This is a genomic window from Thermoflexus sp. (assembly GCF_042408815.1).
Lineage (GTDB): Bacteria > Chloroflexota > Anaerolineae > Thermoflexales > Thermoflexaceae > Thermoflexus.
In genome coordinates this window covers 28,908-52,029 of sequence record NZ_JBHOQR010000012.1, presented here as the reverse complement: position 1 = coordinate 52,029, position 23,122 = coordinate 28,908, and the positions used below count along the sequence as shown (strand labels likewise).

Sequence of the window (23,122 nt, the reverse complement as noted above, 5' to 3'; positions counted from 1 at the left end):
GTTGGAAGAGGAGCCCGGTGGCGGATATCCTGTTCCTCACGTTGGGGAAGCCAGTACTTCCCGCACGATGGCCCGGAATTCGGCCAGGATCATCGCGGTGGCCCCCCAGATCGTGTGATCCCCCAGACGAAATACCGGGATCCGCCAGCGCACCCCATCGACTTCCCGCTCCTCCTCCCCCTGATGACGGGGATCCAGGAGCCAGGAGAGGGTAGCCTCCAGCACTTCGGCTACCTCGATCGGAGCGGGACGAAATATGGGGCGCCTGGGGAGACAGCCGATCACCGGATGCACCATGAAGCCGCTGGGGGGGACAAAAAGGGGTGTGAGGGAACCCAGAAGCTCCACCGGATCGTCTAGGGGGCCCAGCTCCTCCTCGGTCTCTCGAAGGGCAGCCTCCGCCGGAGATTCTCCCGGCTCACATGCTCCCCCGGGGAGGGAAATCTGGCCCTTGTGATAAGCCACATGGAAGGTCCGCCGGGTAAGCGGGAAGGCCAGATCCGGACCATTCGGGTAGAGCAGGATCAGCACCGCAGCCGCGCGGGCCCGTGATAGCTCCTCACTCAGACGCTCCGTCCATGCCCGTCGATACGGAGGGGCCATCTCCCACTGGGCAGGAGCGCCAGGAAGCGGCCGGGCCAGCCGCTCCCGAAGCTTTTGAATGAGTTCTTGGAGAGAGGGTTTCGTGCGTTCCGCCATCTATTTCCGTCCCCAGGCAATCGCTTCTTCCAGGAGAGCCACCACCTCTTCATCCGGCACCTGGTCGAATTGTTCATAGAAAGCACCGACGGCCCAGAACAGCGCCGGCGTGTAAAGCACAACCACCGCGTCCGCCTCGGTCTCCACCCGCGGGAGTATCTCCGGCGGGGCCACCGGAGCGGCCACTATCAGACGCCTGGCCCCTCGGTTCCGCAGAGAGCGCAGGCTGACTCGCATCGTCGCTCCCGTCGCAATCCCATCATCGACCACCACCACCGTCCGACCCTCCACCGGGATCGGCGGCCGGGCGCCACGAAAGAGGGCAGACCGCCGCCGGAGCTCCTCCTGTTGACGGCGGACTTCTTCCTCCATGTAAGCCGGCGAGACCTCCAGCTCCGCGATCGCCCGAGGATCCACCCAGAGGGTTCCATCTTCCGCCACGGCGCCAATGGCCAGCTCCGGGTTCCCAGGGGCGCCCAGCTTATGGGAGAGAACCACATCCAGGGGCGCCTGAAGGGCGCGGGCCACCTCATAGGCCACCACCACGCCCCCCCGGGGGATCCCCATCACCACCACCTGACCCGCTCGAGCCTCCGGCTCCAGATCTCGCAGCGCCTCCGCCAGCCGCTGTCCCGCATCTTTCCGATCTCGGAATCGCATCCAGGCCTCCATCTCTTTTCCAGATCACCGCCATCCCTTTAGAAACCATCTTAACGCAAATGGGCGCTCAGCCACCAGGGGTGCCCTCATGGTTTTGCTGAAACTGCGGGAGGGGCACCACGGGCTTTCCGAACAGGGAGAAGTCATCAAAGTGCAGCGAAAGGAGGGCCATCCTCGCTCCCCCCTCCACGCCGAACAGGGGAAGACCAGAGGGCACCGAAAAGCCCGGCCTGGATCCGCCAGAACACTTGATACCACCTCAGGATCCCCCTAAAATGGGTGTGAAAGTTCATGGAACTTCAAGCTCAAGAGGAGGCTCCCCATGAAACGCGCTGGTTTGTTCCTCGTGATCGGGACGATCGTCTTCAGCCTGGCGCTGGGAGCCTGCGCGCCCCCAAAGCCCCCATTGGGAAGCGAACAGAACCCCTTGGTCATGGTCTTTGTGCCCTCCGGAGAGTCCGAAGAAATCAAGCGGGGTGGGGAGCAGCTCGCTCAGCTGCTGGGACAGAAACTGAACATGAAAGTGACCCTGAAACTGGCCAGCAGTTACGCTGCCGCGGTGGAAGCGATGGGGGCCGGCCAGGCCCAGATCGGCTGGCTCAACACCCTCAGCTACCTCCTGGCCCATGAGAAATACGGCGTGGAGGTGATCCTGGCCACCGTGCGCTTCGAGCAGACCTACTACACAGGCCAGATCATCGTGCGCGCGAACTCCGGCATCCAGAGCATCGCCGATCTTAAGGGCAAGACCATGTGCTGGGTCGACCCCCTCTCCACTTCCGGTTACCTGATGCCCCGTATCCTGCTGAAGGCGAACGGGGTGGACCCGGATAAGGATTTCGCCAAGACAGTGAACGCGGGCTCCCACCCCAATGTGGTGAAGGCGGTTTACAACGGCGACTGCGATGCCGGGGCCACTTATGTGGATGCCCGGAGCACAGTGGAGAAAGACCTCCCGGATGTGAAACAGAAGGTGGTCGTCCTGGCAACCACAGCGAAAATCCCCAATGATAACGTCAGCGTGGTGAAAGATCTCCCTTCGGATTTGAAAGCGAAGATCCGCCAGGCGTTGCTGGAGATCGCCCAGTCCGAGGAAGGCAAGAAGGCGTTGCAGACCGTCTATCAGATCGAGGGTCTGCAGGCGGTCGATGATTCCTTCTATGATGAATTCCGAGCCCAGCTGAGCGCCTCCGGATATAAGCTGGAAGATCTGGTGAAACCGGCGAAATGAAGGGTATCGGGGTGGGGGCCATGCCTCCACCCCCCGGTCGAGGATTGCCCAGCGGACTCCCTCCCGGGAATTCCGGGATCTTTTTCTCCCTCCGCCCAGCTGCGCACATCCTGTTCATGAGGATAATCCTCCATGCCGTTGATCGTGGATCGCCTCACCAAGATCTATCCGGATGGGACGCGGGCGCTGCACGAGGTCAGTTTCACCGTTGAGGACGGAGAATTTGTGGCCATCATCGGGCTCAGCGGGGCGGGAAAAAGCACCCTTCTGCGCTGTATCAACCGCCTGATCGAGCCGACCTCCGGACGGGTGATCTGGAACGGGGTCGACATCACCGCGGCTTCACCCCGAGAGCTCCGAAAAATCCGTCGTCAGATCGGAATGATCTTTCAGCAGTTCAATCTGGTCAAGCGCGCCACCGTCCTCACCAATGTCCTCACCGGCCGTCTGGGGTATGTGAACCCCTGGCTCAGCCTCCTGGGCTATTTCCCCCCTTCGGAAGTGCAACGGGCGATGCGAGCTCTGGAACGCGTCGGGCTGGCGGATCTGGCGGATAAGCGGGCGGATGAGCTCTCCGGCGGGCAGCAACAACGGGTGGGCATCGCCCGGGCGCTGATGCAGGAGCCCCGTCTCCTGCTGGCCGATGAACCGGTCGCCAGCCTGGATCCGGTCCTCGCCCACTCCATCCTCCGCTATATCGAGGAGCTTAACCGCAAGGACGGCGTCACCGTGCTCTGTAGCCTCCACTTCCTGGATCTCGTCCATCGCTATGCAACCCGGGTGATCGGTTTGAAGGACGGCATTAAGGTATTCGATGGGCGTCCGGATGAGATCGATGACCGTCGCTTTAAGGAAATCTACGGACAGGAGGCGGAGCGCATTGGCAGCTGAGCGCCAGCCCCCCCGAGGTTACCTGATCCTTCCCGGTCTGGCCTATTCCGCCATGGGGCTGCGCACCCTGGCCGGGATCTGGCTAGGAGTTTCCCTGACGCTGGTCGGCCTCGCCCTGTGGCGGGGCCATCCCTGGCTATGGATCTCGGCCGGATTGTGGTGGATGGGCACTGGCTACGATGCCTGGCGCCGATGGAAAGGCCGCCGATCCCGTCTGTGGCCGGCCACGCTGGTCGCCCTCGCCGCAATTTACGGGGTGGGCTGGGAGGTTACAGAGATCCACCCCCTGGCTCCCTTCGAGCGCTTCGATAAAATGCGGCCATATCTGATCGCCCTCACACAGCCCGATCTCTTGACCTACCCCACGGAACGGCAGGTATATCGGATCCCCGTGGAAGTCCCTTGCACGCGCCCGCCCTCCCCCAGGGAAATACGGAGGGAGGCCCATTTATGGCTCTCCGCAGACTGCGCCCAAGCGGGGGATCTTCTCACCCTTCAGGGAGAAGGATTCCCGACAGGCCCCGCCCTGGAGCTTTGGTGGGTGAATCCCATCGGGGAGCGCCAGCAGATCCTCTGGGAGGGCCGTCCGCTTTCCCTGCAGGCAGATGCCTCCGGTCGATTCCGCACGGCTTTCACTGCCCCCCGGGCGGTTCCGCTGGGGTTCGAGCCGCCTCCCGGCCAATCCCAGACCCACTTCCTGGAACTCCACGTCGTGCAGGTGATCGGAGGACCCCGCCCCAGCGAGGCATTGCTGGAGGTTGTGGAAAAGATGGGAGAGACAGTGGCCATCGCGCTGCTGGCCACCACCTTTGCCGTGCTGATCGCTGCCCCTCTCTCCTTTCTGGCCGCCCGGAATCTGATGAGCGGCTCCCTGCCCGCTCGAGCGATCTACTATGCGATGCGTGGTTTTTTTAATATCATCCGCTCCGTGGAGCCCCTGATCTTCGGAATCGTGTTCGTGGTGTGGGTGGGGCTGGGATCCTTCGCTGGGATGCTCGCTTTAATGGTGCACTCGATCGCTGCGCTGGGGAAGCTCTTCTCCGAGGTCATCGAGCATATCGATCCGGGACCGATGGAGGCGTTAACGGCTACCGGAGCCAACCGCCTTCAGGTCATCCGCTACGCCGTCGTTCCCCAGGTCGTGCCGGAGTTCGTCTCCTTCGCAGTCTATCGCTGGGACATCAATGTCCGCATGTCGACAATCATCGGTTTCGTTGGCGGCGGAGGGATCGGGTTCCGGTTAAGCGAGTGGATCCGGCTGAGCGCCTACCGGCAAGTCGCGACGGCGGTGATCGGCATCGCCCTGGTGGTGATGACGCTGGATTACGTCAGCGCCCGGGTGCGGCGCCGGATCGTATGAAAACAGCTGGAGTTTCCCTAGAGGCTCCGGGAAGGGAGAGGAGCCGTTTGGCCTTCCTGAACGCGAGCCCAACGGTGTAAATGCTACCCATAATGAAAGGCTCTTCCAGGATGCGCCGACATCGCCGGTGGCTTCAAATCATCGGGGCACTGCTCGTCCTCGGCATCTACGCCGGATCCTGGCGCGTGGTGGGCATTGACCTGAGGAAACTGGTGGAGCCCCAAGCCGCCCAGCGCGCTCAGGAGATCTTCACCGCCTTCCTCACGCCGGAGATCCTGGTTCCTGAACGGGGGATCCAGCGTGTGGAGGCGCCGGTGAAAGTCCCATGCGAATCGGGAAACACCCCTGAAGTCATAGAGGTAGGCGAAGGCTCCCGCTTGTTCCTCCCACCATGCGCCTCGACGGGGACGTGGATCCGGATTCGGGGGGAAGGGTTTCGCCCGGGGAGCGAGCTGGTGCTGCGATGGGTCTTCGCGCCCAGCCCGCAATTGCCGCTGGGCGGCGAATTGCTGGCCGGTCGGACCCGGACGGATGCCGCCGGCCGTTTTGAGCTCGATGTGGAGATCCGGCCCCTCCTCGCTCGGGAAGGCGGCGCCCGCCTACAGGCGGAAGCCCGCTGGGGGGGGCGATGGGAAATCAGCCCGGCGCTGACCCGCACGCTGGAGCTCACGGTGCAAACGATCTTCTTGGCACTGATGGCCACTACCTTAGCCACAGGGATTGCCACGCCTCTCTCTTTCCTGGCCGCTCGTAACCTCACTGCCCGGAGCCCTGTGGGGACCGCTATTTATTACCTCATCCGCACGATCTTCAATGTGGTGCGCTCTATCGAGCCCCTCGTAGTGGCAGCGATCTTCGCCACGTGGGTCGGCTTCGGCCCCTTCGCCGGCGTGCTGGCCCTGACCGTAGCCACCGTGGTCAACCTGGGCAAGCTATTCTCCGAAGTCATCGAGACCATCGACCCGGGGCCGGTGGAAGCCATTACGGCTACTGGGGCAAACACCCTCCAGGTCATCCGCTACGCCGTGATCCCTCAAATCACCTTGCCGTTCCTGGCGTTCATCATTTATCACTGGGATATCAATGTCCGGATCTCCACGGTTGTGGGATTTGTGGGCGGCGGAGGGATCGGCTATCAGCTGAAGCTGTGGATCGATCAGACGGATTATCATAAGGCCGGGACGGCCGTGTGGGCGATCATTGCGGTGGTCTCGGCGATGGATTATGTCAGCGCACGGTTGCGCGAGGCCATCCGATAAGGTCGCCGGGAAAGCGGCTCCTACCGGTGGCTCTTACCGGCCCTAACCGGTAGCCCAAGAGGGTCTACGCTGAAGCGCTATCGCGCGGGGCGAGCGAAATAACTCAGAGCAAGGCGGATTTTCTCTTCCAGAGGCAGGTTGGGGTCCGGCGGCACATGCGCCAGGGCGGCCTGGGCTTCCACCACGCTGTAGCCCAGCGCCGTGAGCGCCGCAATGATCTCCGTATCCTCCGCCCGCGGAATCGGAGCCCCTGGTGTTGGCCCCACCCCGATGCGATCTTTCAGATGAAGAATGATCGCCCGCGCGGTTTTAGGTCCGATGCCAGGCACCCGACGGAGTACATCCACCTGCTCCTGGGCGATGGCTGCCCGCAGGGCAGGAGCGGAAAGGCTCAGCAGCGCAAGAGCAGCACGCGGGCCCACACCGCTCACGGCGAGCAGCTGTTCGAAGAGCTCCCGCTCATCCTCGTCGGCGAACCCATAAAGGGTGAAGACTAGCCCATGGCCTTCCAGACGGATCACCACGGCCGTATGCAGCGTGATGGGCTCCCCAATCCGCGCACGGGCCAACACGCTGGGGGGAACATAGGCCTGGATCACCCAGCCGTTCAGATCCATCCGGATCCAATCCTTCCCAATGGCCTCCACGATCCCACGCACCTGAACCAGCATCGCGCCTCATCCATTCCTGGAGTCCATAGCAGGTCCTCTCTTCAGATCAGAGATCACCGCCGATGCATTCGCCGGATTTTTGAAGCTCCCGCGCGGGAACCCCCACGATCTCAGCGGCCGGCGGCGTGGGGAGCGCTGCACAGGCCGGATCGGTGATCCGCCCCATGCCCGCCGGAAGCAGATAGGCCAGCCGGATCGCTTCCTCAACCGCCTTACCGAACATCGCCCCTGCGGCCAGCCCCGGGCCTTCCAGCCTTCCCACCGATACAGATCCAATGTGGAGCGCTGCCCTCCATGGGGATGCCTCCGGATTTGAATGCCGAAGGGCATCCAGCGCCCGCGCCACGCTGGGAAACAGGGCCAGCATACCTCCATATGCTGCTCCGGCGAGGTTTTCCCGAATCCGATCTGTGTCACCCATGCCTCCGGTGGCGACCGTTAAAGGATCGCCGAAAGGCGAGCGTGATTCAGATGGCAGATCGCAACCGCGAGGGCATCCGCCACATCATCCGGGCTGGGGATCTGAGGCAGACGCAGGAGCATGCGGACCATAGCCTGAATTTGGGTTTTGGGGGCGTTCCCATATCCGACCAGCGCCTGTTTCACATCCGCCGGCGTGTATTCGTAGACCGGGATCTCCGCCTGGGCCAGCGCCAGCAGCGCCACGCCGCGCGCCTGGCCGACCGCGAAAGCAGTGGTCACATTGCGACCGAAAAAAACGCGCTCGATGGCAGCGACATCCGGACGGTAACTCTGAATCAGTGAGCGAAGGGCCTCGTAAAGCTCCCGGAGACGCACAGGAAGGGGATCCCCCGCCGGCGTCCGGATATCCCCATAAGCCAGGGCCTCGAGATCCCCCCCCCGGTCCTCAATCAGGCCATATCCCGTAATGGCGATCCCCGGATCGATCCCCAGCACCCGCATCAGGCGGCCTGAGCCTCGTATTTGCGGATCAGCTCGTCCGAGATTTCCAGGTTCGAGTAAACCTGCTGCACGTCGTCCAGCTCCTCCAGGGCGTCCACCAGCGACATCACGGACATGGTCGCGTGGTCATCGAGGGTCACCCGAGTCTTGGGTCGCATGGTCAGCTCCGCGTTGTCGATGGTCAGGCCGGCCTGCAGCAGGCTCTGGCGGACCGCCTGGAGGTCCTCCGGCGCGGTGTAGATCTCCACCAGATCCTCGCTGATCTCCACGTCTTCCGCTCCGGCCTCGATAGCCAGCTCGAAGATCTTCTCCGGGTCCTGGCCATCCGGTCGAATGGCAATGTATCCTTTCTTCTCAAAGTTCCACATCACCGCGCCGGATTCCGCGAGGCTGCCACCGTGGCGGGAGAAGATCCGGCGGAGCTCGGCCACTGTCCGGTTTCGATTGTCTGTCAGCACCCGCACAATAATCGCCACCCCATGGGGGCCATATCCCTCGTAAAGCAATTCTTCGAATTGCTCCGCCCCCTTCTCAAGGCCCGCCCCGCGCCGGATGGCCCGTTCGATGTTCTCCTTGGGCATATTGGCGGCGCGCGCCCGCTCGATCGCTAGCCGCAGGCGCAGGTTCGTCTCTGGATCCGGCCCTCCCTCCCGGGCCGCGACGATCAGCTCCCGGGTCAGGCGACTGAAGAGCTGCCCTCGCTTGGCATCCATGGCCGCCTTGCGATGCTTGATATTCGCCCATTTGCTGTGTCCGGCCATCGAGATTCCCTCCTCTTCCGATGAGGTTCAAGTAATAAGCCGGCCCGATCATTCGGGCGACAGGTGAAGCGATCTCCGGCCGCCCGATTGCCGTCGGAATCCCCCCATGAGAGGTCAGCACGCTCGCCCGAAACCCGATGCTATCGCAATTCTATCATAGGAACGGCCCATAGGATATTCCCCAGAAATAAAAAGGGGATGGCGGCCCGATCAGGTGCCATCCCCTTTCAGCTATAACGAGGCAGGGAAAACGTTCTAAGGGGCGCTGATCGCTCGGTAGGCGTTGATGCGCCCCCAATACCAGTAGCGCCCGGTGCCCGGAATCGGATCGGCGGTGGTCTCGATCCGCTGGCGGACACAGGTGTTGGTAGTGCACCGGCCGCTCGCCCACACCAGCCCTGCCAGCCCCGCCACATGGGGAGTTGCCATAGAGGTGCCGTTCAAGGCATCATACGTCGTCCGGTAACCATACTGCGTGGTCAAATAGACAGGCGTGTCCGGCATGGTGGAAAGGATCCGAACCCCTGGTGCGGCGACATCGACCCACTTGGCGCCGTAATTGGAGAACGAGGCTTTGTTGTCGTTCTCATCCGTGGCGGCAACAGCGATACAGTTCGTGTAAGCCGCCGGGTAAGTCTTGGCACTGGAACCACTGTTGCCGGCGGCGCAGGCCAGCACCGCCCCCTTATTCCATGCGTAATCCACCGCATTCTGTAAGGTGAGCGAGCCAATCGAACCGCCCAGGCTGAGGTTGATGACCTTCGCGCCGTTATCCGCGGCCCACACGATGCCATCCGCCACCTGCGCGTAGGTCCCCGACCCACTGGCATCCAGGACCTTGGCGGCCAGCAGACTGACCTGCCAGTTCATGCCCGCCACCCCAATCCCGTTGTTCGTCAACGCCCCGATGGTCCCCGCCACGTGGGTGCCGTGGCCGTTATCATCCTCCGCGTTGTTGTCGTTGTTCACGAAATCCCGCTGCGCAACCACAGCGGGAAGATCCGGATGGCTATTGTCGATCCCTGTATCCACCACCGCGATGCGGATCGCGCTGGAACCGGTTGTGAGATCCCAGGCAGCATAGGCCTGGATCTTCCCCCATGCCCACTGAGACACGCATCCGGACTTCGAGGAATTATAACAGGTAGTGTTGTCATAAGGATCGTTGGGATCCAGCGCGATGCTCGCTATGCCATTGGGCTCTACATATTCGACGTGAGGGTGACGGCTCAACGCGGCCAGCAAGGCATCGATGGCTTGAGGAGGAACCTTCACCACCCAGACGCCCAGGAGGGTCTGATGATGAAGGCGGAAACCAAAGGCCCGCGCCAGCGCCCCCGGATCCGCACCCGGTGTGAACTTCACCAGAAGCTCATCGGACACATAGCTGCCTGGCGGAAGCCCCTGCGTGGTCGGAGTGCGAGGGACCCAGCCGGTTAAGCCCGCGACCAGGACCATCAGAAGAATCAGCCATCGCCGCCCCATGGGTCTCCTCCATCATAGTGGATTTCCCTATATGATTACATCGCATGAACCACCTATAGAGATATGGGTTAGATCGAAAGGAAGGCTACCCTTCCCACGCTTCCTGCCCCTCTCCCGGGAAGTCAAGGGAGAGCACCCAACCCCGGGTTCCGCCGGTGCCGAGATCGATCCGCTCATACCGCAAATCCGTCGGGCTCACATGGAGCAGACCCACCGCTGGCCCCTGCTGGACATAATAATCCGGGGCCACCGGGCCCGGGTTCACCAGCCAGACCCCGTTCACGCGAACCAGATGGGGTCGGTGCGTATGCCCAGAGACAATCACATGCACTGGATCCCGGAAAGCGAAACGCGCGTACCGAAGATACCGCAACGGCTCGAAGCCGAGGGCCATTTCCCGGATTTTATTCTTCAGGTAGACGGGCCATCCGCCGTGGCCATGCACCAGCCCGATCCGGACCCCATTGATCTCTACGACCTCCCGCCACGGCAGGCGGAGCCCCAGATCGGCGTTCCCCCTGACCGCCACCACCGGAGCCAGGCGAGCCAGCTCATCCAGCACCGGCCAGCGATTCAGATCCCCTGCGTGTAGGATCAGGGCAACACCCCGAAACACCTCGATCACTTGGGGAGGAAGACGCTCCAGCCGCTGGGGAACGTGAGTGTCTGCAATCAGGCCTATGGTCATGGTCCGCATAACGCTCCCCTCAGCGCTCCGCGACCCCGCGCGCCTTCTGCTTCACCACGCGCTGAATAAAGCGCTCGATTTGCTCGAAAGCCTCCTCCCGCTCGATATCCTCAGGAATGACATGGCCGCTGCGAACCAGCCAGTGGATCGTCTTATCGCGGCTTCCCAACCGGTGATAAACCGCCCATCCCTGGTCTGGAGGGACCGTGCGGTCGGATTGGGAGTAGATCAGCAGGGCTGGACATTGCACCTGATGGAGGCAAGCGGCCGCCGCTCGAACGGTCCGAACCACCTCTCCCACCGCTGTCATCGGATACCACGCGTATGAAACCCGCTCCGCATGCGCCTCGGGATCGCGGAGATCCGATGATCGCTTCCCGACATGGGGGATCAGCCATTTCAACAGCCAGAGAAAACGAAGGCGAATATCCCGGATCCGGTAAGGGGAGGCCATAACGATCAGGCCATCCGGAGGTTGGTGGGCCGCCTCATAGAGAGCGAGGACGCCACCCAGCGAGAGGCCGCACAGGAACACATGCTCGCATTGCTCCCGCAAGATCTTCACGCCTATGGCCACCGCCTCCGCCCAATCCCGCCAGGTCACCCCGCGCAGATCCTCCGGCCGCGTCCCATGGCCAGGCAACCGGATCCCCAGCGCCGTCCGTCCGCGATCGGCCAGGAAAGCCCCGAGCCGCCGCATCTCCTGAGGGGCGCCCGTGAACCCGTGGATCAGCAATACGCCGACGGATCCGCCGGGAAAGAAGAACGGCTCACCGCCCGGACGCAGCGGCCCTTCCCCCGGGCGGGGTCCCCAGCGGGCCAGGATGTTCGCTTCCGGAAGCAGAGCAGCATCCCTGCGATTCCCCAAGGTCATCGGCATTCTCTCCCTATGTAAAATAAGCCAGGGCAGAGCCGGATCACGAGGCCAGGCGGGGCGTCGAAAGCGCCCCGCCTCAACCCCCGCCTGAATGGTACAGGCCCGGCTCCAATCTGCTTTTCTCGAGCGATCCCATGATCGCAACCCCCCGGAAACCGGAACAGATTCGGGCGATGTTCGCCCGCATCGCCCATCGCTATGATCTGATGAACCGCCTGATGACCGGCGGCCTGGATCTCCGCTGGCGTCGACAGGCCATCCGGGCCTGCGCGCTGCCGCCGGATGCCCGCGCCCTGGATGTCGGGGCCGGAACCGGCGATCTGGCGGCGGAAGCGCTGCGACAGCGCCCGGGGGCACTGGTGGTGGGCTGCGACTTCACCCTCCCGATGATGCTTCGCGGACGCATGAAGCCTGGTCGTGAGCGCATCCAGTGGGTCGGCGGGGATGCTCTGCGCCTGCCCTTTCCGGACGAACAGTTCGACGCCGTGTTCTCCGGCTTTGTAATGCGCAACGTCGCAAACCTGGATCTCGCTATCCGGGAACAAGCCCGTGTCGTCCGCCCGGGCGGTCGCGTGGCCTGCCTGGAGGCGATCCGCCCACCTCGCCGATGGTGGACGCCCTTCTATCGCTTTTATTTTCATCGCGTGGTTCCATGGCTGGGAGCGATCGTGGCCGGCGATCGGGCCGCCTATACGTATTTGCCGCAATCCGTGGAGGCCTTTTTTACGCTGGAGGAACTGGCCCACGCTATGACCCAGGCCGGATTGATCCTGCTTGAAGCCCGCACGTTCATGCTGGGAACGGTAGCCCTGTTAGTTGGCATGAAGCCATTGAAGCGCTGAAGGAGAAGTCAGGAACATCCCCCCATTCTTCCCGGAGCTCTTAACCCCAGGCGCGCCCTGCCGGGAATGACACCCGCGCTCGCATCCGCTGAAGACGCGCTTCACTCATTGGCTGTCCGAATGAAAGGAAGCCGGCCAGCCGGAAGCCGTGTTTCTCCGCCAGGCGGGCGATCTCCTCGACCTGCTCGATGGAAAGACGACGGCCCAGGCTGTAGGATTCCCAGCGGTCCTCCAGGGCTAGGGCGATGGTCTCGGCCATACATGCGTAGGCCATCCGCGGAGGGAGCCCGAAATCGAAGCCGAAATCCACCTCCCCGGGAACCTCCACAATACCTCCGTCAATGACCAGGACGTCGTCCCGTTGCGCAGCCACAAGGGGAGAGACGTTGCGGGGCTGAGCCACATCGCAGACGACCGCGCCGGGCTTGAGATGTTCCGGCCCGATGATCGCCACTGGAGAGCTGCTCACCACCAAGACCAGATCCGCCTCGCGAAGGGCCTGGAGACTCCTCGCGATCTCGGCTCGTGCCCCCTCGGCCTCCACCAGCGGTCGAATGTTTTCCAGACGCTCCGCCCGGCGTCCGGCCAGGATCAGGCGGGGGACCTCCCGGGCCAGCAGCCGGGCGGCCACCCGGCCGATGGCGCCTGCAGCTCCGACGACGGCCGCGGTGGCCCCCGCGAGCGGGATCCCCACCTGTCGGGCTGCTTCGCGCAGGGCCTGCAACGCGACAGCCACGGTGTAGCTGTTTCCGGTCGTGACCGGGATGCGAAGATGCCGGGCCACCGTGACCCCTGCATCCCCCACCACCGCCGTAAAGGCCCCCAGGCCCAGAATCTGCGCCCCCAGCCGCTCCGCCAACCGTCCGGTCTCGATGATCTTGCGGTAAACCCGTTCCAGAGGCAGCGAGAGCATACGCTGCGGCGTCAGCGGGCAGGCCACCAGCCAGCCCTCGATCTCCTTCCCGGTCGCCGCGGAGCGGATCCCAGTGACGTGGGAGAGATAGACCGGGGGAAAATAAGCGGAGAAGAAATGGATGGCTGGCTCTGGCAGCAAACGGCCCAGCAGCGGGAACTTGCGCTGGACATCCCGTCGGGGATCAATCGGATGGATCATAAAGGCGAATCCGCCCATACTCGATGCCTGGCACCGATCGAGAGCTCGGGAATCCCGGGAAAGATAACCGCCGACCCCCTCTCCCTCGCCGCCGATGAAGTCTCTCTCCCCCGCTTCTCCTCAATGGGAGCTTCGCCCTTCCAGAACGGGGGCAGCCTCTAGCCGATGGACTTCCCCTTCCCGGGGATACAGCCGCGGATGCATGGCTGCCCCGCCGGGGATGCGCAGATGATCGCTGTCCTCATAATAGACGTTCTTCGTAATGACGTGACGGTCAGAGGTAGCGAAGAGGACGACATCCGACTCGATCATGCGAGCGGGATAGATCACCAGACCAGATCCCAATCGACAATGGTGGCCCACGCATCCTCCCAGGACCGGCATCCCTGCTTCCATCAGCTCACCGCGGAAATAGGTACGGATCGGCTTGGGGAGCAGGTTGAAATCCGTGAAGGTGGTTCCCGCCCCGATGAACGTATCGCGCCCTACCACGCACAACTGCAGGCAGGTGTTCTGGGCCACCATGGAATGCTCCATCATCGTGGTCATGAAGAGGGCCGCCCGGAAGGGAAGGAAACAACCATCCCCTACCACGCTCAGCAGAACCTGGACCCCCTGGCCGATGTTCACATTGTTGCCGATGACACTGTTGGCGATCACCGCCCCTGCCCCAATGGTCACGTTATCTCCGATGATCGTCGGACCCTGTAGAATGGCCGTCGGATCAATCTGCACATTGCGCCCGACGCGGATCATGGCGGAAGAGGAGAGAACCTGTCGGCGCTCCAGCATCGCCCGCCAGAGAATCCGAAGCTTGACATCCAGTCGGTGGATCTGAGCTTCCATCCGCGCGCCTTCAGCAAAGATCCCAAAGGGAGAATTGGCCATGAAGATGTGAACCCAGTGCTCCACCGAAAGGAACGCCCGCAGGGGTACCCAGAACGTGAGATCCCCCTGGTTCGGGGCCATGTAGCGAGGCACTCGATAATAGCCAATCTCCCGGGCCAGGGTTTCGATGACCAGGGGGCGCGCATAGGGCTCTTTCCCATAGGGGAAGTACCACATATCGGCGACATAGACGTCTCCCTCTCTTCGGATGCCCCGCTGCAGAGGAAGTGCATGATGGACAATCGCCGGATCGTTCAGGGCGAAGGCCACTCGGCATGCTTTCCCCAACCGCCGCGCCCGCTCCAGAAACGTCCGGAGGAAGGGCTCATCGAAGAACAGATTGTCCCGATACACCAGAGTCGGAACCCGATCCTCCGGGACCTCATCCAGGGAATGGACTTCCAGCTCCTCGTCGCAATAGGGAGCCAGGAGATCCCGTTGATGGAGCCAGAGCGGCTTGTTCATCACCATGAGATCCCTCGCCGGCTCATTGAAGGGCGGGATCAGCCGGCGATCCCGAAGGATTACCTTGCGCAACTTCCCGCTCATCTGATCCCCCTTCGCGTCCTATGGGCTGGAATCCATCCCCTCCGCCTCGAGTCCCATAACGAACCGAAGCAACCTAAAGTTATTGTATCTTAACTGAGGGGAGGAACTCGGAGGTCATCCATCCCAGCCCTTTACGAATTCTGAAGAAGGAAATCAGCCAGGGCCTGCCGGAAGCGCTCCGGCTCGTCCAGCATAGGGAAATGGCCTGCCTCGGGCATCCAGAGGATCTGCGCCCGGGGAGCTCCCCGCGCCAGGAGAAACGCCTGGTTCGGGTTCACGATATTATCGCGAGCTCCATAGATCCCCAGGACCGGAGGACGCATCTGGGGGAGCAACGGCCGCAGATCGGTGCGATGGAGGCTGCCGATGCTCTGGAAAAAGGAACGAAGCGTGGTCCGGGAGAGATCCCGTTCCCACATCCGATACCATGTTCGCCAGGCCCGGGTGATGGTGGGCGAGGCCAAATAGGTCCCCGCCTTCACCACTGCTGGGAACGTATACGCCAGAAAAGCCCAGAAAGGCCGACCGGCCATCTTAAGGAAGAAATTCAACGACGTCCCCACAATCGGGGAACCCACCACCGCCACCCGTGTTACCCGGTCCGGGTGTGCGAGGGCCACCCCCAGGGCCACTGTCCCCCCCATGGAATGACCCACCAGCGCCGCCGAGGCGATTCCCAGGCGGTCCATGAACTGGACCACGAGGGCGATGAAATCGGGGACGGTGAAGCTGACCCGTTTCCGATCCGACTCTCCGAATCCCCAGAAATCCAGCGCGTAGGAGCGACAGTGGGGGGCTAGGGCACTCATGGTGTCGATCCAGTAAGCCCAGGATCCCAGCCACCCATGGAGGAAGATCACCGGCCGCCCTCGCCCGATCGCCTCGTAATGGACAATCCCCTGCTCGGTGACAATCGAGCTCATTCCGCTTCAAAAGTCCAATCCGGGATCGGAAACCCTCTGTGGCACGCTGATGGGAAATCGACCTCGGGAGGCGCTTCCGCGCCCCGCGTCGGCGAAGGCCGACGTGAAAGCCCCTTGGCCGGCGCCGGCCAGCCATTGATCAGAGGCCTATCCAGGTCGAATTCCTTCGACACCCCAAGGCTGGCCAGTGGCCAAAGGCCCCTCAGGTCGAATACATCGACGCATCTCGCTCGGTCGCCGCTCCAGCGGCCTCTACGGACCCACGCTAACGCTGGGAAGCCGACAGCTCCTCAAGGATCGAATAGAGCAGCTCCAGGACGACCGTTTTCACGCTGTCTCGCCGGGTGGCGATGCAAGGAAGGACTTTGGCTTGACTATCCAGGCGCAGCGCGATGCGAAGATCCTCCGGATCCCACGCGTCCTCGAGGTCCTGCTTGTTGGCGGCAACCACAAAGGGGGTTTGGGCGTAGCGACGAAACGTGTCGAGGATGTTACGAGCCTCGCGGAACGTCTCCGGTCTTGTGCTGTCGACCATTACAATGAATCCCAGCATCCCCTCCGCCAGGATCTCCCACATAAAATCAAACCGCCGCTGACCGGGGGTTCCAAACAAATACAGCACCAGATCCCTATCGATCGTGATCCGCCCGAAATCCATCGCCACTGTGGTCTGATCCTTGATCGCCCGCTCCGCCGCTGTGGAGATCCGCCGCTCCGTGGAGACCACCTCGATCTCGCTAATTGTGCGGATGAATTGAGTCTTCCCCGAGGCGAAAGGTCCGGTCACCACGATTTTCACCGCTTGCATAGGGTTGCTATCCTCCCAGGGAGTCTGCCCGAAAGAGACGAACCTTTCAACCCTTGATGGGCCGAGAGCCCGCCGTCCGGATCGAATCGGGAGAGAAAGCCGTTTTGCGACATCGGGTTGCCTTCCACGATGGAACCGTCCTCAAAAACGTTACAGCCGGCGGAAGTAATTGATCAGCTTCTCCACCACGGAGCGGGAGACTCCACTCCCCGGCCCGCGGGCCGGCATGCCCGGCGGCAGGGCGACGGGTGGCGGAGCCCCCAACTCGATCAACCCAGCCTGGAGGAGCCCGTAGATAATACGCCGGATCTGGATTTCATCCATATTCAAACGGCGCATGATCTGCTCGATGGTGTTCCGGCCGTTGACCTGGCTGATCACCCGCCACTCCTCCGCGCTCAGCTGCACCTTGCGTATGGCCTCCGGGCGGCTGGTCAGCCGGACCGGGATGTCCAGATCCGGGAGCTCCTCCTTCAGGCGCTCCACCTCCCGAAGGCGCCGGGCTCCCTCCATGATGATGTTCTCCAGGTCCAGGGGAACCGGAATGCGATTTTGTAACACCTGAAGATCGGGCTCGAAACGGAAAACCCCCTCGTTCCACGAGAACAGCCGATAAACCACATCCAGCATCTGGGCTCGCAGGCTGTTCAGGATGTCCTGTTGCGTGACGTAGCCCGCTTCGATCAGCTTGAGGCCCAGCACCTTATCATCCTGAAGGCGGGCGAGGTCCAACCCCTTCAGCTGTTCCGGCTGAAGCTTGCCGGCCCGGATCAGGACATCCACCAGGCGCCCATCCTGGCGATCCAGCGCTGCATAAATCAGCTTGCCGTCTTTAAAACACAAACGGGCCGTGCCGCTCCGGCTTTCCACGGTCAGAGTCCCGGTCTTCCGGGCCAGATGGATCAGGTTGAGGAGCTGCGTGGTATTGAAATCTCGAAGGTTTCCCTTCAACGCCATTCAGGATCCTCCCCAATGGCTTAAGTCCTAAAGATCTCACGGGATGGGACGATGCGGGAAATCGCCCGACCTCCTTCCGCTGATGGCTTCGCGCTCCCCGATCGGGATCCATGGGCGCTCCGAATTCCCAACCGTTCGGTGGCTCATTCCGGGCGGATCGCTGAAGCGGGAGTCTCCGCCGGTCCCAACACTTGGTCCACCAGTCGCGGGAGGACCTCCGCGACATCGCCGTGGATCCGGAGATCCGCATAGCGATCCGCCGCCGTGGGGGAGAGGTTGATGATGATCAGGCGGGCGCCATGCTCTTTCGCCAGGATCGGCAGATCCCCCGCGGGGGCGACCTCCAGCGAGGAGCCGGCCACCAAGAACACATCGGCCCGCCGGGCTTCCTGCTGGGCCGATAGGAACGCCCGGGCGGGCAGCGGCTCGCCAAACAGGATGATGTCCGGCTTCAGCACCCCTCCGCACTGCCCACAGCGGGGGATGGTCCCATCCCGCAGGAAGGCCTCCAGATAGGGTTCCGCGGGGACCTTATGATAGCAACGAATGCATGTGGCTTCCCGGAGATGGCCATGCACCTCGATGACGTGGCGAGAGCCGGCTTTTTGATGGAGCTCATCGATGTTCTGGGTGATCAACGCCTTGAGGATGCCGGCGGCCTCCAGGCGGGCGAGGGCATAGTGGGCGGGGTTCGGGCGGGCCTCCCGGATCATGCGAGCCAGCGGGCGCACCCATTCGAAAAACGCTTCCGGGCGCCTGGAGAAAGCCCAGATCGAGGCCACCTCCATCGGGTCATAGATCGTCCACAACCCCGAACCCTCGCTCCGGAAATCCGGGATGCCGGATGGCGTGCTGATCCCTGCGCCGGTCAGGGCGACCAGGTAGCGAGCGCCTCGGATCAGTTCAACGGCGCGAGCCCATTCGCCGTGCATCGCATGACATTGCCCCGAACCGGAAGCTTCACAATCGGCAAAACCTAATCCAATCATCGAGGGAGGTTCGCTTTCAACTATAATACCGTCCATCGAGCCAGCAAAGCGGCGACCAGGGCGGCCCGCTGAGGGAGGGAATCGATGTGCACGTGCTCATCCAGGGCATGGGCGCCGTTCCCGATGGCCCCCAGGCCGTCCAGGGTGGGGATGCCCAGCGCCGCGGTGAAATTCGCATCGCTCCCCCCTCCGGTTCCCCCCTCGGTCAGGGCCAGCCCCAACGCCGCGGCGATGGCGCGGGCCCGCTCGAAGGTCGTCACCATGAGCGCGTTGCGCTCCATAGGGGGCCGGTTGAACCCGCCCCGGACTTCCAGGCGAGCGCCATCCAAAACCGGCCGCAGATTCCGGAAAGCCTTCTCGATCCGATCCATCTCCGCCCGCGTGGCCACCCGCACATCCACCACCATCTCCGCATACTCCGGCACCACATTCGGGCGGGTCCCACCCCGGATCACCCCCACGGTCACCGTAGTGCCCCGCCGGGGGTCTGCCAGCCCCCGCAAGCGCATGATCTGATAGGCCAGCTCCTCAATGGCGTTGACCCCGCGCTGAGGGTCGGCCCCGGCATGAGCCGATCGACCATAGGCCGCCACCACAAAATCCCCCACCCCCTTCCGGAAGGTCTTCAAGCTTCCATCCGGAAGCGCGGGCTCCAGACAGAGCACCAGATGGCTGCGCCGGGCCTCCTCCTCGATCAGAGGGCGAGAGGTCTCGCTACCGGTTTCCTCATCACTGGTGAAGAGCATGCGGATCCGGTGGGGAGGGCAAACAGCCAGGGCCTGGAGTCCCTGCAGGGCCCCCAGGAGGATGGCGATCCCGCCTTTCATGTCGAAGACGCCGGGCCCGTAGAGCCGGCCGTTCTCCTCCCGGATGGGCATCCGGGCCAGGGTTCCCAGAGGCCATACCGTATCCAGATGGCAGAGGGTGAGAATCTGGGTGGAGGATTCCGGATCCCCCCAGGTGGCAATCCAGTGATCGCCCACCGTCTCCTGGGGGATGCGCTCCACCCGGGCCCCGAGATCCCGCAGGCGATCCGCCACAAACTCCCCGAGTCGATCCACAGCCCCCTTTTCCGTGGTGGGCGATTCCCGAAGGGCGAGCTCACGCAACAAAGAGACCAACTCCTCCCGAAGCGCGAAGAATCGTTCCATCCAGGTTATGAACGATGTCATGATCGTTCTCCCGGCGAGTGGCACTCGCTGAGGACATCCGCCGCTGGGCTTCGATCTGGGGAGACCGAAGGACTCCTCCCCGCTTTAGGGCCAGGCCGGCCCCGAAATCCCCCAATGCGGTTGATCAAATCACCAGCTGCTCATACAGCTGCTCCAGGCTGAGATCCGGGGAAACGGTCTCCTGGGAGCGAAGGGTCAGAGCGGCTGCTGCAATCCCCAGGCGAACCGCTTCCTCGATCGGGATGCCGTGAAGGAGCGCGAAGATCACCGCGGCTGTGAGAGCATCCCCCGCCCCGGTGAAATCCACGATCTCTGTCCGCAAAGCCGGGATGTGCCCGCTGAGATCCCCGGCTGCGTAGACCAGGCCCAGCTCGGCCATGGTGATGATAGCGATCTGCACGCCCAGCGCGGCAAGATAGCGGGCCGCGAAGAGCGCTTCATCCACGCCGGAAACCGGCAGCCCGGTTAACGCTTCGGCCTCCGCCGTATTGGGCGTCACCAGGTGCAGCTCGGGAAGGATCGGCCGGAGGCGCATGGCCAGGGTCGGCGAGGTTGGATCCGCAGCGACAGGGACACCGAAGCGACGGGCGAGGCGAACCGCCATCCGCAAAGCGGCCGGGGAGAGATTCGCATCCAGCACCACCATGGCGGCCTGCTCAAACAGGGTCCGGCATGTCTGGAGATAACGCGGCGTGATCGCCTCGAGGATCCCCATGTCATCCACCGCGACCACCAGATTACCTTGTTCGTCCAGGACCGCAAGGTAAATCCCGGTTCGCCCATCGGGGACCACCATCACATGCGTGACGTCAACCCCTGCGCCCCGAGTTCGCTCCAGCACCCACTGCCCCGCCTCATCGTTCCCGACTGCCGAGATCAGGAGGACCGGATGACCCAGTCGGGCCAGGTTCTCCGCAATGTTGCGGGCCACGCCGCCCACGCTCCGGCGCACGTGGCCCGGATTGGTAGCGGCCAGCCGGATTGCCCCGGCCGAGTAACCCTTGAGATCCAGACCGGCGGCTCCGATCACCAGAACCGGTCGCTCCTCCAGCCCCTCCCTGGCCCGCCACATCCCTCGCCTCCCCCCATCGATCCTTACTCTGTTCCTTGACAGGACTTCCCTTTTCTACGATAACGAAGGCCCTTCGACCTCTCGAGGTCAAAGACCCCCTTTCCCCCAAACGCTCCTGCAGGGCTCCTTCATCCGCTCAATCGGGAAGCCCTTGTCGCAGGATCCGCAACCAGTTTCCGCCCATCACGGCTTCAATGTCTGCCTCCGCGAAGCCGGCTTCCCGGAGCGCCTGGGCGATTTTCGGGAGATCGGCCACCGTGTCGAATTCCGCCGGTGCGGACTCCGCGCCGAACCCCCCATCGAAATCGCTTCCGATCCCCACGTGGCGCGCATCCCCGACTCGCTGACAGACGTAATCGATGGCCCGCACCACATCCCAGATGGTCACCGCTTCCTTGGGATCCCCTCGTGTCCACCCTCTCTTCAGCATCCGATTACAAAGCACCACTCCCACCACGCCATCCCGTTCCGCCAAGGCCCGGATCATCGCATCAGAAAGGTGACGATCTCCCGGCACCAGCGCCCGGGGGTTCGAGTGGCTGGCGATCACCGGGCCCTCATAGCGGTCCAGGGCCTCGAAGAAGCTCTGCTCCGCCATATGGCTGAGGTCCAGGATGAGAGGGAACTCCTGCATCGCCTTCAGGAGACGACGGCCCTCATCGGTCAGAGGGCCAGGCTCCCCGGTTCCGCCGGCATAGCGAGTGGCCCCCCAGGACAGGCCGATGATCCGCACACCCCGTTCATACCAGACCTCTACCTCCTCCGGCCGTCGGATCGGATCCGCGCCCTCCATCAGCCGGACGATCCCAATGCGCCGGGCATCGGCCTCCAGATGAGGCTCCTTCCAAGTTTCCAGCACGACCTCGAGATCTTTTCGCGTGTTGATCAGGTGAAAGCGCGGCTGAGTGTCCGCCAGGCGCTCGTAGTAATCCAGCTGGGCCATCCCCTCCGCATAGGCCTCCTCGGGCGTTCGATAGGTCCGTTCCCGAGGAGAACGGGCTCGGCGCGCGGGCATCACAAAGATCGTCCCAAAGATCACCGCCACCCCGCCGGCTAGCCATTCGGGGAAACCCAGCATGCACCGCCCGTTCAAACTCGGGATCTCCGTCCCCTCCTCCTGCTCCCGGATAGCATAGGCGGATTGGGTGTAATCCCGGCCGAACGACCGGGCATTCCAAGCCAGATCTTCATGAGCGTCGACAATGCTCATAGCACGCGGAACCCTCCTTCTTCGCCGCTGGACTTCGATGCAGAGGATGACCTTTCACTTTCAAGCCATAAGGGGCACGAAAAAACGTGCTTTGAGTGTTACATCGTGCCCGCTTCGAATTGAAGGAACCGCTCGCGCCAGGGCTCCGGGATCGGCACAGGGACTCCCTGCGCATAATCGTAAGCCACCTGCACCGAGCGCCCCAGGGCCATTATCTGGCCGCTGTCGCAGCGCTCGATCTTATACAGGAAGACGAAGCTCCGCTGACGCACTTCAGCGACCCGGATCCAGACCTGAATCGGCATCCCCATGGTGATCGGGGCTCGATATTGACACAAGGCCTCTGCTACGATCATCCCAAAGGGTTCCAGAGGAGGAGGAAGCCCGGCCAGCTGGCGGATGTAATGGAGGCGCGCCTGCTCAAAGTAAGTGAAATAGACCGCGTTGTTGACATGGCCCATCGCGTCCATATCCCGGAAGCGGACCTCGATAGGCACGGCCATGCGGAACGACAGATCCGGCGGGAAGAGCTCCTCCCTCATGGCTCAACCTCGATGAAGCGAAGCTCATCGGTCTCCAGATCCAGGATGCAGAAAGAGCGGCTTTCATGCCGGATCCCTCCCAGGGCGCCCGGGTTGATGACCCGGGTCCGACCGACCCGTTCATCCCGACGCCGATGGGTATGGCCATGGAAAATATAGTCAAACTCCCCTGATGCAATCGCCTGTTTCAAGCGCTCCGTATCATCGCCATGGAGGATGAGGATGCGACGGCCAGCCATTGTGGTGCTCAACTCATCGCCCAGGAAGGGCTGGCGCCCCAGGGCGACCACGGCCGGCTCGAGCGTATCCAGGCGATCCAGATTGCCCCGGACGAACAGCACATCCCAGCCTTCGAACAGGGAGACAACCTCCGGCGAGGTAACATCGCCGCAGTGGAAAAGACGCTCAACCTGTTCCTGACGAAGGAGCTCCAGGACCCGACGGGTGTTTTCGATATGGTCATGGGTATCGCTCAGGATCCCGATTCGCATGGATGCCCCTCCGGGGTCTGGTTCTCTTTAAGGGCGGTGATCCCCCTGGCGCGAGGCCA

The 23,122-nt window shown here is 62.9% G+C and carries 25 protein-coding genes; 5 read left to right on the top strand and 20 right to left on the bottom strand.

Annotated elements, in window-relative coordinates:
• Positions 1–36: 36 nt before the first annotated feature.
• Together ACFMO3_RS04320 and ACFMO3_RS04315 are read right to left on the bottom strand one after the other, a co-directional pair.
• Positions 37–699, bottom strand: a complete 663-nt coding sequence (locus ACFMO3_RS04320; RefSeq protein ID WP_376789208.1) for an NUDIX hydrolase — start codon at positions 697–699, stop codon at positions 37–39.
• Positions 700–1,359, bottom strand: a complete 660-nt coding sequence (locus ACFMO3_RS04315) for a phosphoribosyltransferase (RefSeq protein WP_376789207.1) — start codon at positions 1,357–1,359, stop codon at positions 700–702.
• Positions 1,360–1,681: 322 nt separating this feature from the next.
• On the opposite strand from ACFMO3_RS04315, the gene ACFMO3_RS04310 reads away from it, so the two are divergent.
• From ACFMO3_RS04310 to phnE (ACFMO3_RS04295), 4 genes are all read left to right on the top strand, one after another.
• Positions 1,682–2,590, top strand: coding sequence for a phosphate/phosphite/phosphonate ABC transporter substrate-binding protein (locus ACFMO3_RS04310; protein WP_376789206.1), 909 nt, complete (start codon positions 1,682–1,684; stop codon positions 2,588–2,590).
• A gap of 132 nt (positions 2,591–2,722) precedes the next feature.
• Entirely contained in the window at positions 2,723–3,481 is a 759-nt protein-coding gene (gene phnC, locus ACFMO3_RS04305; RefSeq protein ID WP_376789205.1) for a phosphonate ABC transporter ATP-binding protein, read from the top strand.
• The gene (gene phnE / locus ACFMO3_RS04300) at positions 3,471–4,841 is read left to right on the top strand and encodes a phosphonate ABC transporter, permease protein PhnE (RefSeq protein WP_376789204.1); all 1,371 of its coding nucleotides are present in this window, start codon (positions 3,471–3,473) and stop codon (positions 4,839–4,841) included. Before phnC ends, phnE (ACFMO3_RS04300) begins: the two co-directional genes overlap by 11 nt.
• Before the next feature lie 110 nt (positions 4,842–4,951).
• Positions 4,952–6,100, top strand: coding sequence for a phosphonate ABC transporter, permease protein PhnE (phnE, locus tag ACFMO3_RS04295; protein ID WP_376789203.1), 1,149 nt, complete (start codon positions 4,952–4,954; stop codon positions 6,098–6,100).
• Positions 6,101–6,177: 77 nt separating this feature from the next.
• Here phnE (ACFMO3_RS04295) and ruvA read toward each other — a convergent pair whose 3' ends face one another.
• From ruvA to ACFMO3_RS04260, 7 genes are all read right to left on the bottom strand, one after another.
• The gene (gene ruvA, locus ACFMO3_RS04290; protein ID WP_376789202.1) at positions 6,178–6,771 is read right to left on the bottom strand and encodes a Holliday junction branch migration protein RuvA; all 594 of its coding nucleotides are present in this window, start codon (positions 6,769–6,771) and stop codon (positions 6,178–6,180) included.
• 46 nt (positions 6,772–6,817) lie between these two features.
• Positions 6,818–7,138 (bottom strand): hypothetical protein, encoded by a 321-nt coding sequence (locus tag ACFMO3_RS04285; protein WP_376789201.1) that lies wholly within the window; start codon positions 7,136–7,138, stop codon positions 6,818–6,820.
• Positions 7,139–7,209: 71 nt separating this feature from the next.
• Positions 7,210–7,695 carry a crossover junction endodeoxyribonuclease RuvC gene (ruvC, locus tag ACFMO3_RS04280; RefSeq protein WP_376789200.1) on the bottom strand — a complete coding sequence of 162 codons (486 nt, stop codon included), beginning with the start codon at positions 7,693–7,695 and terminating at the stop codon, positions 7,210–7,212.
• On the bottom strand, positions 7,695–8,456 hold the full coding sequence (locus ACFMO3_RS04275; protein ID WP_376789199.1) for a YebC/PmpR family DNA-binding transcriptional regulator: 762 nt from the start codon (positions 8,454–8,456) through the stop codon (positions 7,695–7,697). The genes ruvC and ACFMO3_RS04275 overlap by 1 nt, the downstream gene beginning before the upstream one ends.
• Positions 8,457–8,711: 255 nt before the next feature.
• Positions 8,712–9,941, bottom strand: coding sequence for a S8 family peptidase (locus ACFMO3_RS04270; RefSeq protein ID WP_376789198.1), 1,230 nt, complete (start codon positions 9,939–9,941; stop codon positions 8,712–8,714).
• An 85-nt stretch (positions 9,942–10,026) separates the two neighbouring features.
• Positions 10,027–10,638, bottom strand: a complete 612-nt coding sequence (locus ACFMO3_RS04265; RefSeq protein ID WP_376789197.1) for a metallophosphoesterase family protein — start codon at positions 10,636–10,638, stop codon at positions 10,027–10,029.
• A gap of 10 nt (positions 10,639–10,648) precedes the next feature.
• Positions 10,649–11,503 (bottom strand): alpha/beta hydrolase, encoded by an 855-nt coding sequence (locus ACFMO3_RS04260; protein WP_376789196.1) that lies wholly within the window; start codon positions 11,501–11,503, stop codon positions 10,649–10,651.
• A 137-nt stretch (positions 11,504–11,640) separates the two neighbouring features.
• On the opposite strand from ACFMO3_RS04260, the gene ACFMO3_RS04255 reads away from it, so the two are divergent.
• Entirely contained in the window at positions 11,641–12,348 is a 708-nt protein-coding gene (locus tag ACFMO3_RS04255) for a ubiquinone/menaquinone biosynthesis methyltransferase (RefSeq protein ID WP_376789195.1), read from the top strand.
• A 40-nt stretch (positions 12,349–12,388) separates the two neighbouring features.
• Here ACFMO3_RS04255 and ACFMO3_RS04250 read toward each other — a convergent pair whose 3' ends face one another.
• The 11 genes from ACFMO3_RS04250 to ACFMO3_RS04200 all read right to left on the bottom strand — a co-directional run bounded on the left by ACFMO3_RS04250 (position 12,389) and on the right by ACFMO3_RS04200 (position 23,063).
• Positions 12,389–13,462 carry a shikimate dehydrogenase gene (locus ACFMO3_RS04250; RefSeq protein WP_376789194.1) on the bottom strand — a complete coding sequence of 358 codons (1,074 nt, stop codon included), beginning with the start codon at positions 13,460–13,462 and terminating at the stop codon, positions 12,389–12,391.
• Between the two features lie 120 nt (positions 13,463–13,582).
• Positions 13,583–14,899, bottom strand: a complete 1,317-nt coding sequence (locus tag ACFMO3_RS04245) for a multidrug transporter (RefSeq protein ID WP_376789193.1) — start codon at positions 14,897–14,899, stop codon at positions 13,583–13,585.
• A 131-nt stretch (positions 14,900–15,030) separates the two neighbouring features.
• Positions 15,031–15,822, bottom strand: coding sequence for an alpha/beta fold hydrolase (locus ACFMO3_RS04240; protein WP_376789192.1), 792 nt, complete (start codon positions 15,820–15,822; stop codon positions 15,031–15,033).
• A gap of 265 nt (positions 15,823–16,087) precedes the next feature.
• Positions 16,088–16,630 (bottom strand): ATP/GTP-binding protein, encoded by a 543-nt coding sequence (locus tag ACFMO3_RS04235; RefSeq protein WP_322800419.1) that lies wholly within the window; start codon positions 16,628–16,630, stop codon positions 16,088–16,090.
• A 150-nt stretch (positions 16,631–16,780) separates the two neighbouring features.
• Positions 16,781–17,587 (bottom strand): DUF4388 domain-containing protein, encoded by an 807-nt coding sequence (locus ACFMO3_RS04230; RefSeq protein ID WP_376789191.1) that lies wholly within the window; start codon positions 17,585–17,587, stop codon positions 16,781–16,783.
• 143 nt (positions 17,588–17,730) lie between these two features.
• Positions 17,731–18,519, bottom strand: a complete 789-nt coding sequence (locus tag ACFMO3_RS04225) for an NAD-dependent protein deacylase (protein WP_376789190.1) — start codon at positions 18,517–18,519, stop codon at positions 17,731–17,733.
• Positions 18,520–18,596: 77 nt separating this feature from the next.
• Positions 18,597–19,748, bottom strand: a complete 1,152-nt coding sequence (locus ACFMO3_RS04220; RefSeq protein ID WP_376789189.1) for a M20 family metallopeptidase — start codon at positions 19,746–19,748, stop codon at positions 18,597–18,599.
• 124 nt (positions 19,749–19,872) lie between these two features.
• Complete coding sequence (locus ACFMO3_RS04215) at positions 19,873–20,820, bottom strand: carbohydrate kinase family protein (protein ID WP_376789188.1); 948 nt, start codon at positions 20,818–20,820, stop codon at positions 19,873–19,875.
• 136 nt (positions 20,821–20,956) lie between these two features.
• Positions 20,957–22,030, bottom strand: coding sequence for a dipeptidase (locus tag ACFMO3_RS04210; RefSeq protein ID WP_376789187.1), 1,074 nt, complete (start codon positions 22,028–22,030; stop codon positions 20,957–20,959).
• A 98-nt stretch (positions 22,031–22,128) separates the two neighbouring features.
• Positions 22,129–22,572: an acyl-CoA thioesterase gene (locus ACFMO3_RS04205; RefSeq protein ID WP_376789186.1), complete on the bottom strand. Its 444-nt coding sequence runs from the start codon at positions 22,570–22,572 to the stop codon at positions 22,129–22,131.
• Positions 22,569–23,063, bottom strand: a complete 495-nt coding sequence (locus ACFMO3_RS04200) for a metallophosphoesterase family protein (RefSeq protein WP_376789185.1) — start codon at positions 23,061–23,063, stop codon at positions 22,569–22,571. The genes ACFMO3_RS04205 and ACFMO3_RS04200 overlap by 4 nt, the downstream gene beginning before the upstream one ends.
• Positions 23,064–23,122 lie beyond the last annotated feature (59 nt).

Bases quoted from the DNA above. Each gene is read 5' to 3' on its own strand.
- ACFMO3_RS04320 (WP_376789208.1), bottom strand. From the start codon at position 699: ATGGCGGAACGCACGAAACCCTCTCTCCAAGAACTCATTCAAAAGCTT.
- ACFMO3_RS04315 (WP_376789207.1), bottom strand. From the start codon at position 1,359: ATGCGATTCCGAGATCGGAAAGATGCGGGACAGCGGCTGGCGGAGGCG.
- ACFMO3_RS04310 (WP_376789206.1), top strand. From the start codon at position 1,682: ATGAAACGCGCTGGTTTGTTCCTCGTGATCGGGACGATCGTCTTCAGC.
- phnC (WP_376789205.1), top strand. From the start codon at position 2,723: ATGCCGTTGATCGTGGATCGCCTCACCAAGATCTATCCGGATGGGACG.
- phnE (WP_376789203.1), top strand. From the start codon at position 4,952: ATGCGCCGACATCGCCGGTGGCTTCAAATCATCGGGGCACTGCTCGTC.
- ruvA (WP_376789202.1), bottom strand. From the start codon at position 6,771: ATGCTGGTTCAGGTGCGTGGGATCGTGGAGGCCATTGGGAAGGATTGG.
- ACFMO3_RS04285 (WP_376789201.1), bottom strand. From the start codon at position 7,138: ATGCTGGCCCTGTTTCCCAGCGTGGCGCGGGCGCTGGATGCCCTTCGG.
- ruvC (WP_376789200.1), bottom strand. From the start codon at position 7,695: ATGCGGGTGCTGGGGATCGATCCGGGGATCGCCATTACGGGATATGGC.
- ACFMO3_RS04275 (WP_376789199.1), bottom strand. From the start codon at position 8,456: ATGGCCGGACACAGCAAATGGGCGAATATCAAGCATCGCAAGGCGGCC.
- ACFMO3_RS04270 (WP_376789198.1), bottom strand. From the start codon at position 9,941: ATGGGGCGGCGATGGCTGATTCTTCTGATGGTCCTGGTCGCGGGCTTA.
- ACFMO3_RS04265 (WP_376789197.1), bottom strand. From the start codon at position 10,638: ATGCGGACCATGACCATAGGCCTGATTGCAGACACTCACGTTCCCCAG.
- ACFMO3_RS04260 (WP_376789196.1), bottom strand. From the start codon at position 11,503: ATGACCTTGGGGAATCGCAGGGATGCTGCTCTGCTTCCGGAAGCGAAC.
- ACFMO3_RS04255 (WP_376789195.1), top strand. From the start codon at position 11,641: ATGATCGCAACCCCCCGGAAACCGGAACAGATTCGGGCGATGTTCGCC.
- ACFMO3_RS04250 (WP_376789194.1), bottom strand. From the start codon at position 13,462: ATGATCCATCCGATTGATCCCCGACGGGATGTCCAGCGCAAGTTCCCG.
- ACFMO3_RS04245 (WP_376789193.1), bottom strand. From the start codon at position 14,899: ATGAGCGGGAAGTTGCGCAAGGTAATCCTTCGGGATCGCCGGCTGATC.
- ACFMO3_RS04240 (WP_376789192.1), bottom strand. From the start codon at position 15,822: ATGAGCTCGATTGTCACCGAGCAGGGGATTGTCCATTACGAGGCGATC.
- ACFMO3_RS04235 (WP_322800419.1), bottom strand. From the start codon at position 16,630: ATGCAAGCGGTGAAAATCGTGGTGACCGGACCTTTCGCCTCGGGGAAG.
- ACFMO3_RS04230 (WP_376789191.1), bottom strand. From the start codon at position 17,587: ATGGCGTTGAAGGGAAACCTTCGAGATTTCAATACCACGCAGCTCCTC.
- ACFMO3_RS04225 (WP_376789190.1), bottom strand. From the start codon at position 18,519: ATGCACGGCGAATGGGCTCGCGCCGTTGAACTGATCCGAGGCGCTCGC.
- ACFMO3_RS04220 (WP_376789189.1), bottom strand. From the start codon at position 19,748: ATGACATCGTTCATAACCTGGATGGAACGATTCTTCGCGCTTCGGGAG.
- ACFMO3_RS04215 (WP_376789188.1), bottom strand. From the start codon at position 20,820: ATGTGGCGGGCCAGGGAGGGGCTGGAGGAGCGACCGGTTCTGGTGATC.
- ACFMO3_RS04210 (WP_376789187.1), bottom strand. From the start codon at position 22,030: ATGAGCATTGTCGACGCTCATGAAGATCTGGCTTGGAATGCCCGGTCG.
- ACFMO3_RS04205 (WP_376789186.1), bottom strand. From the start codon at position 22,572: ATGAGGGAGGAGCTCTTCCCGCCGGATCTGTCGTTCCGCATGGCCGTG.
- ACFMO3_RS04200 (WP_376789185.1), bottom strand. From the start codon at position 23,063: ATGCGAATCGGGATCCTGAGCGATACCCATGACCATATCGAAAACACC.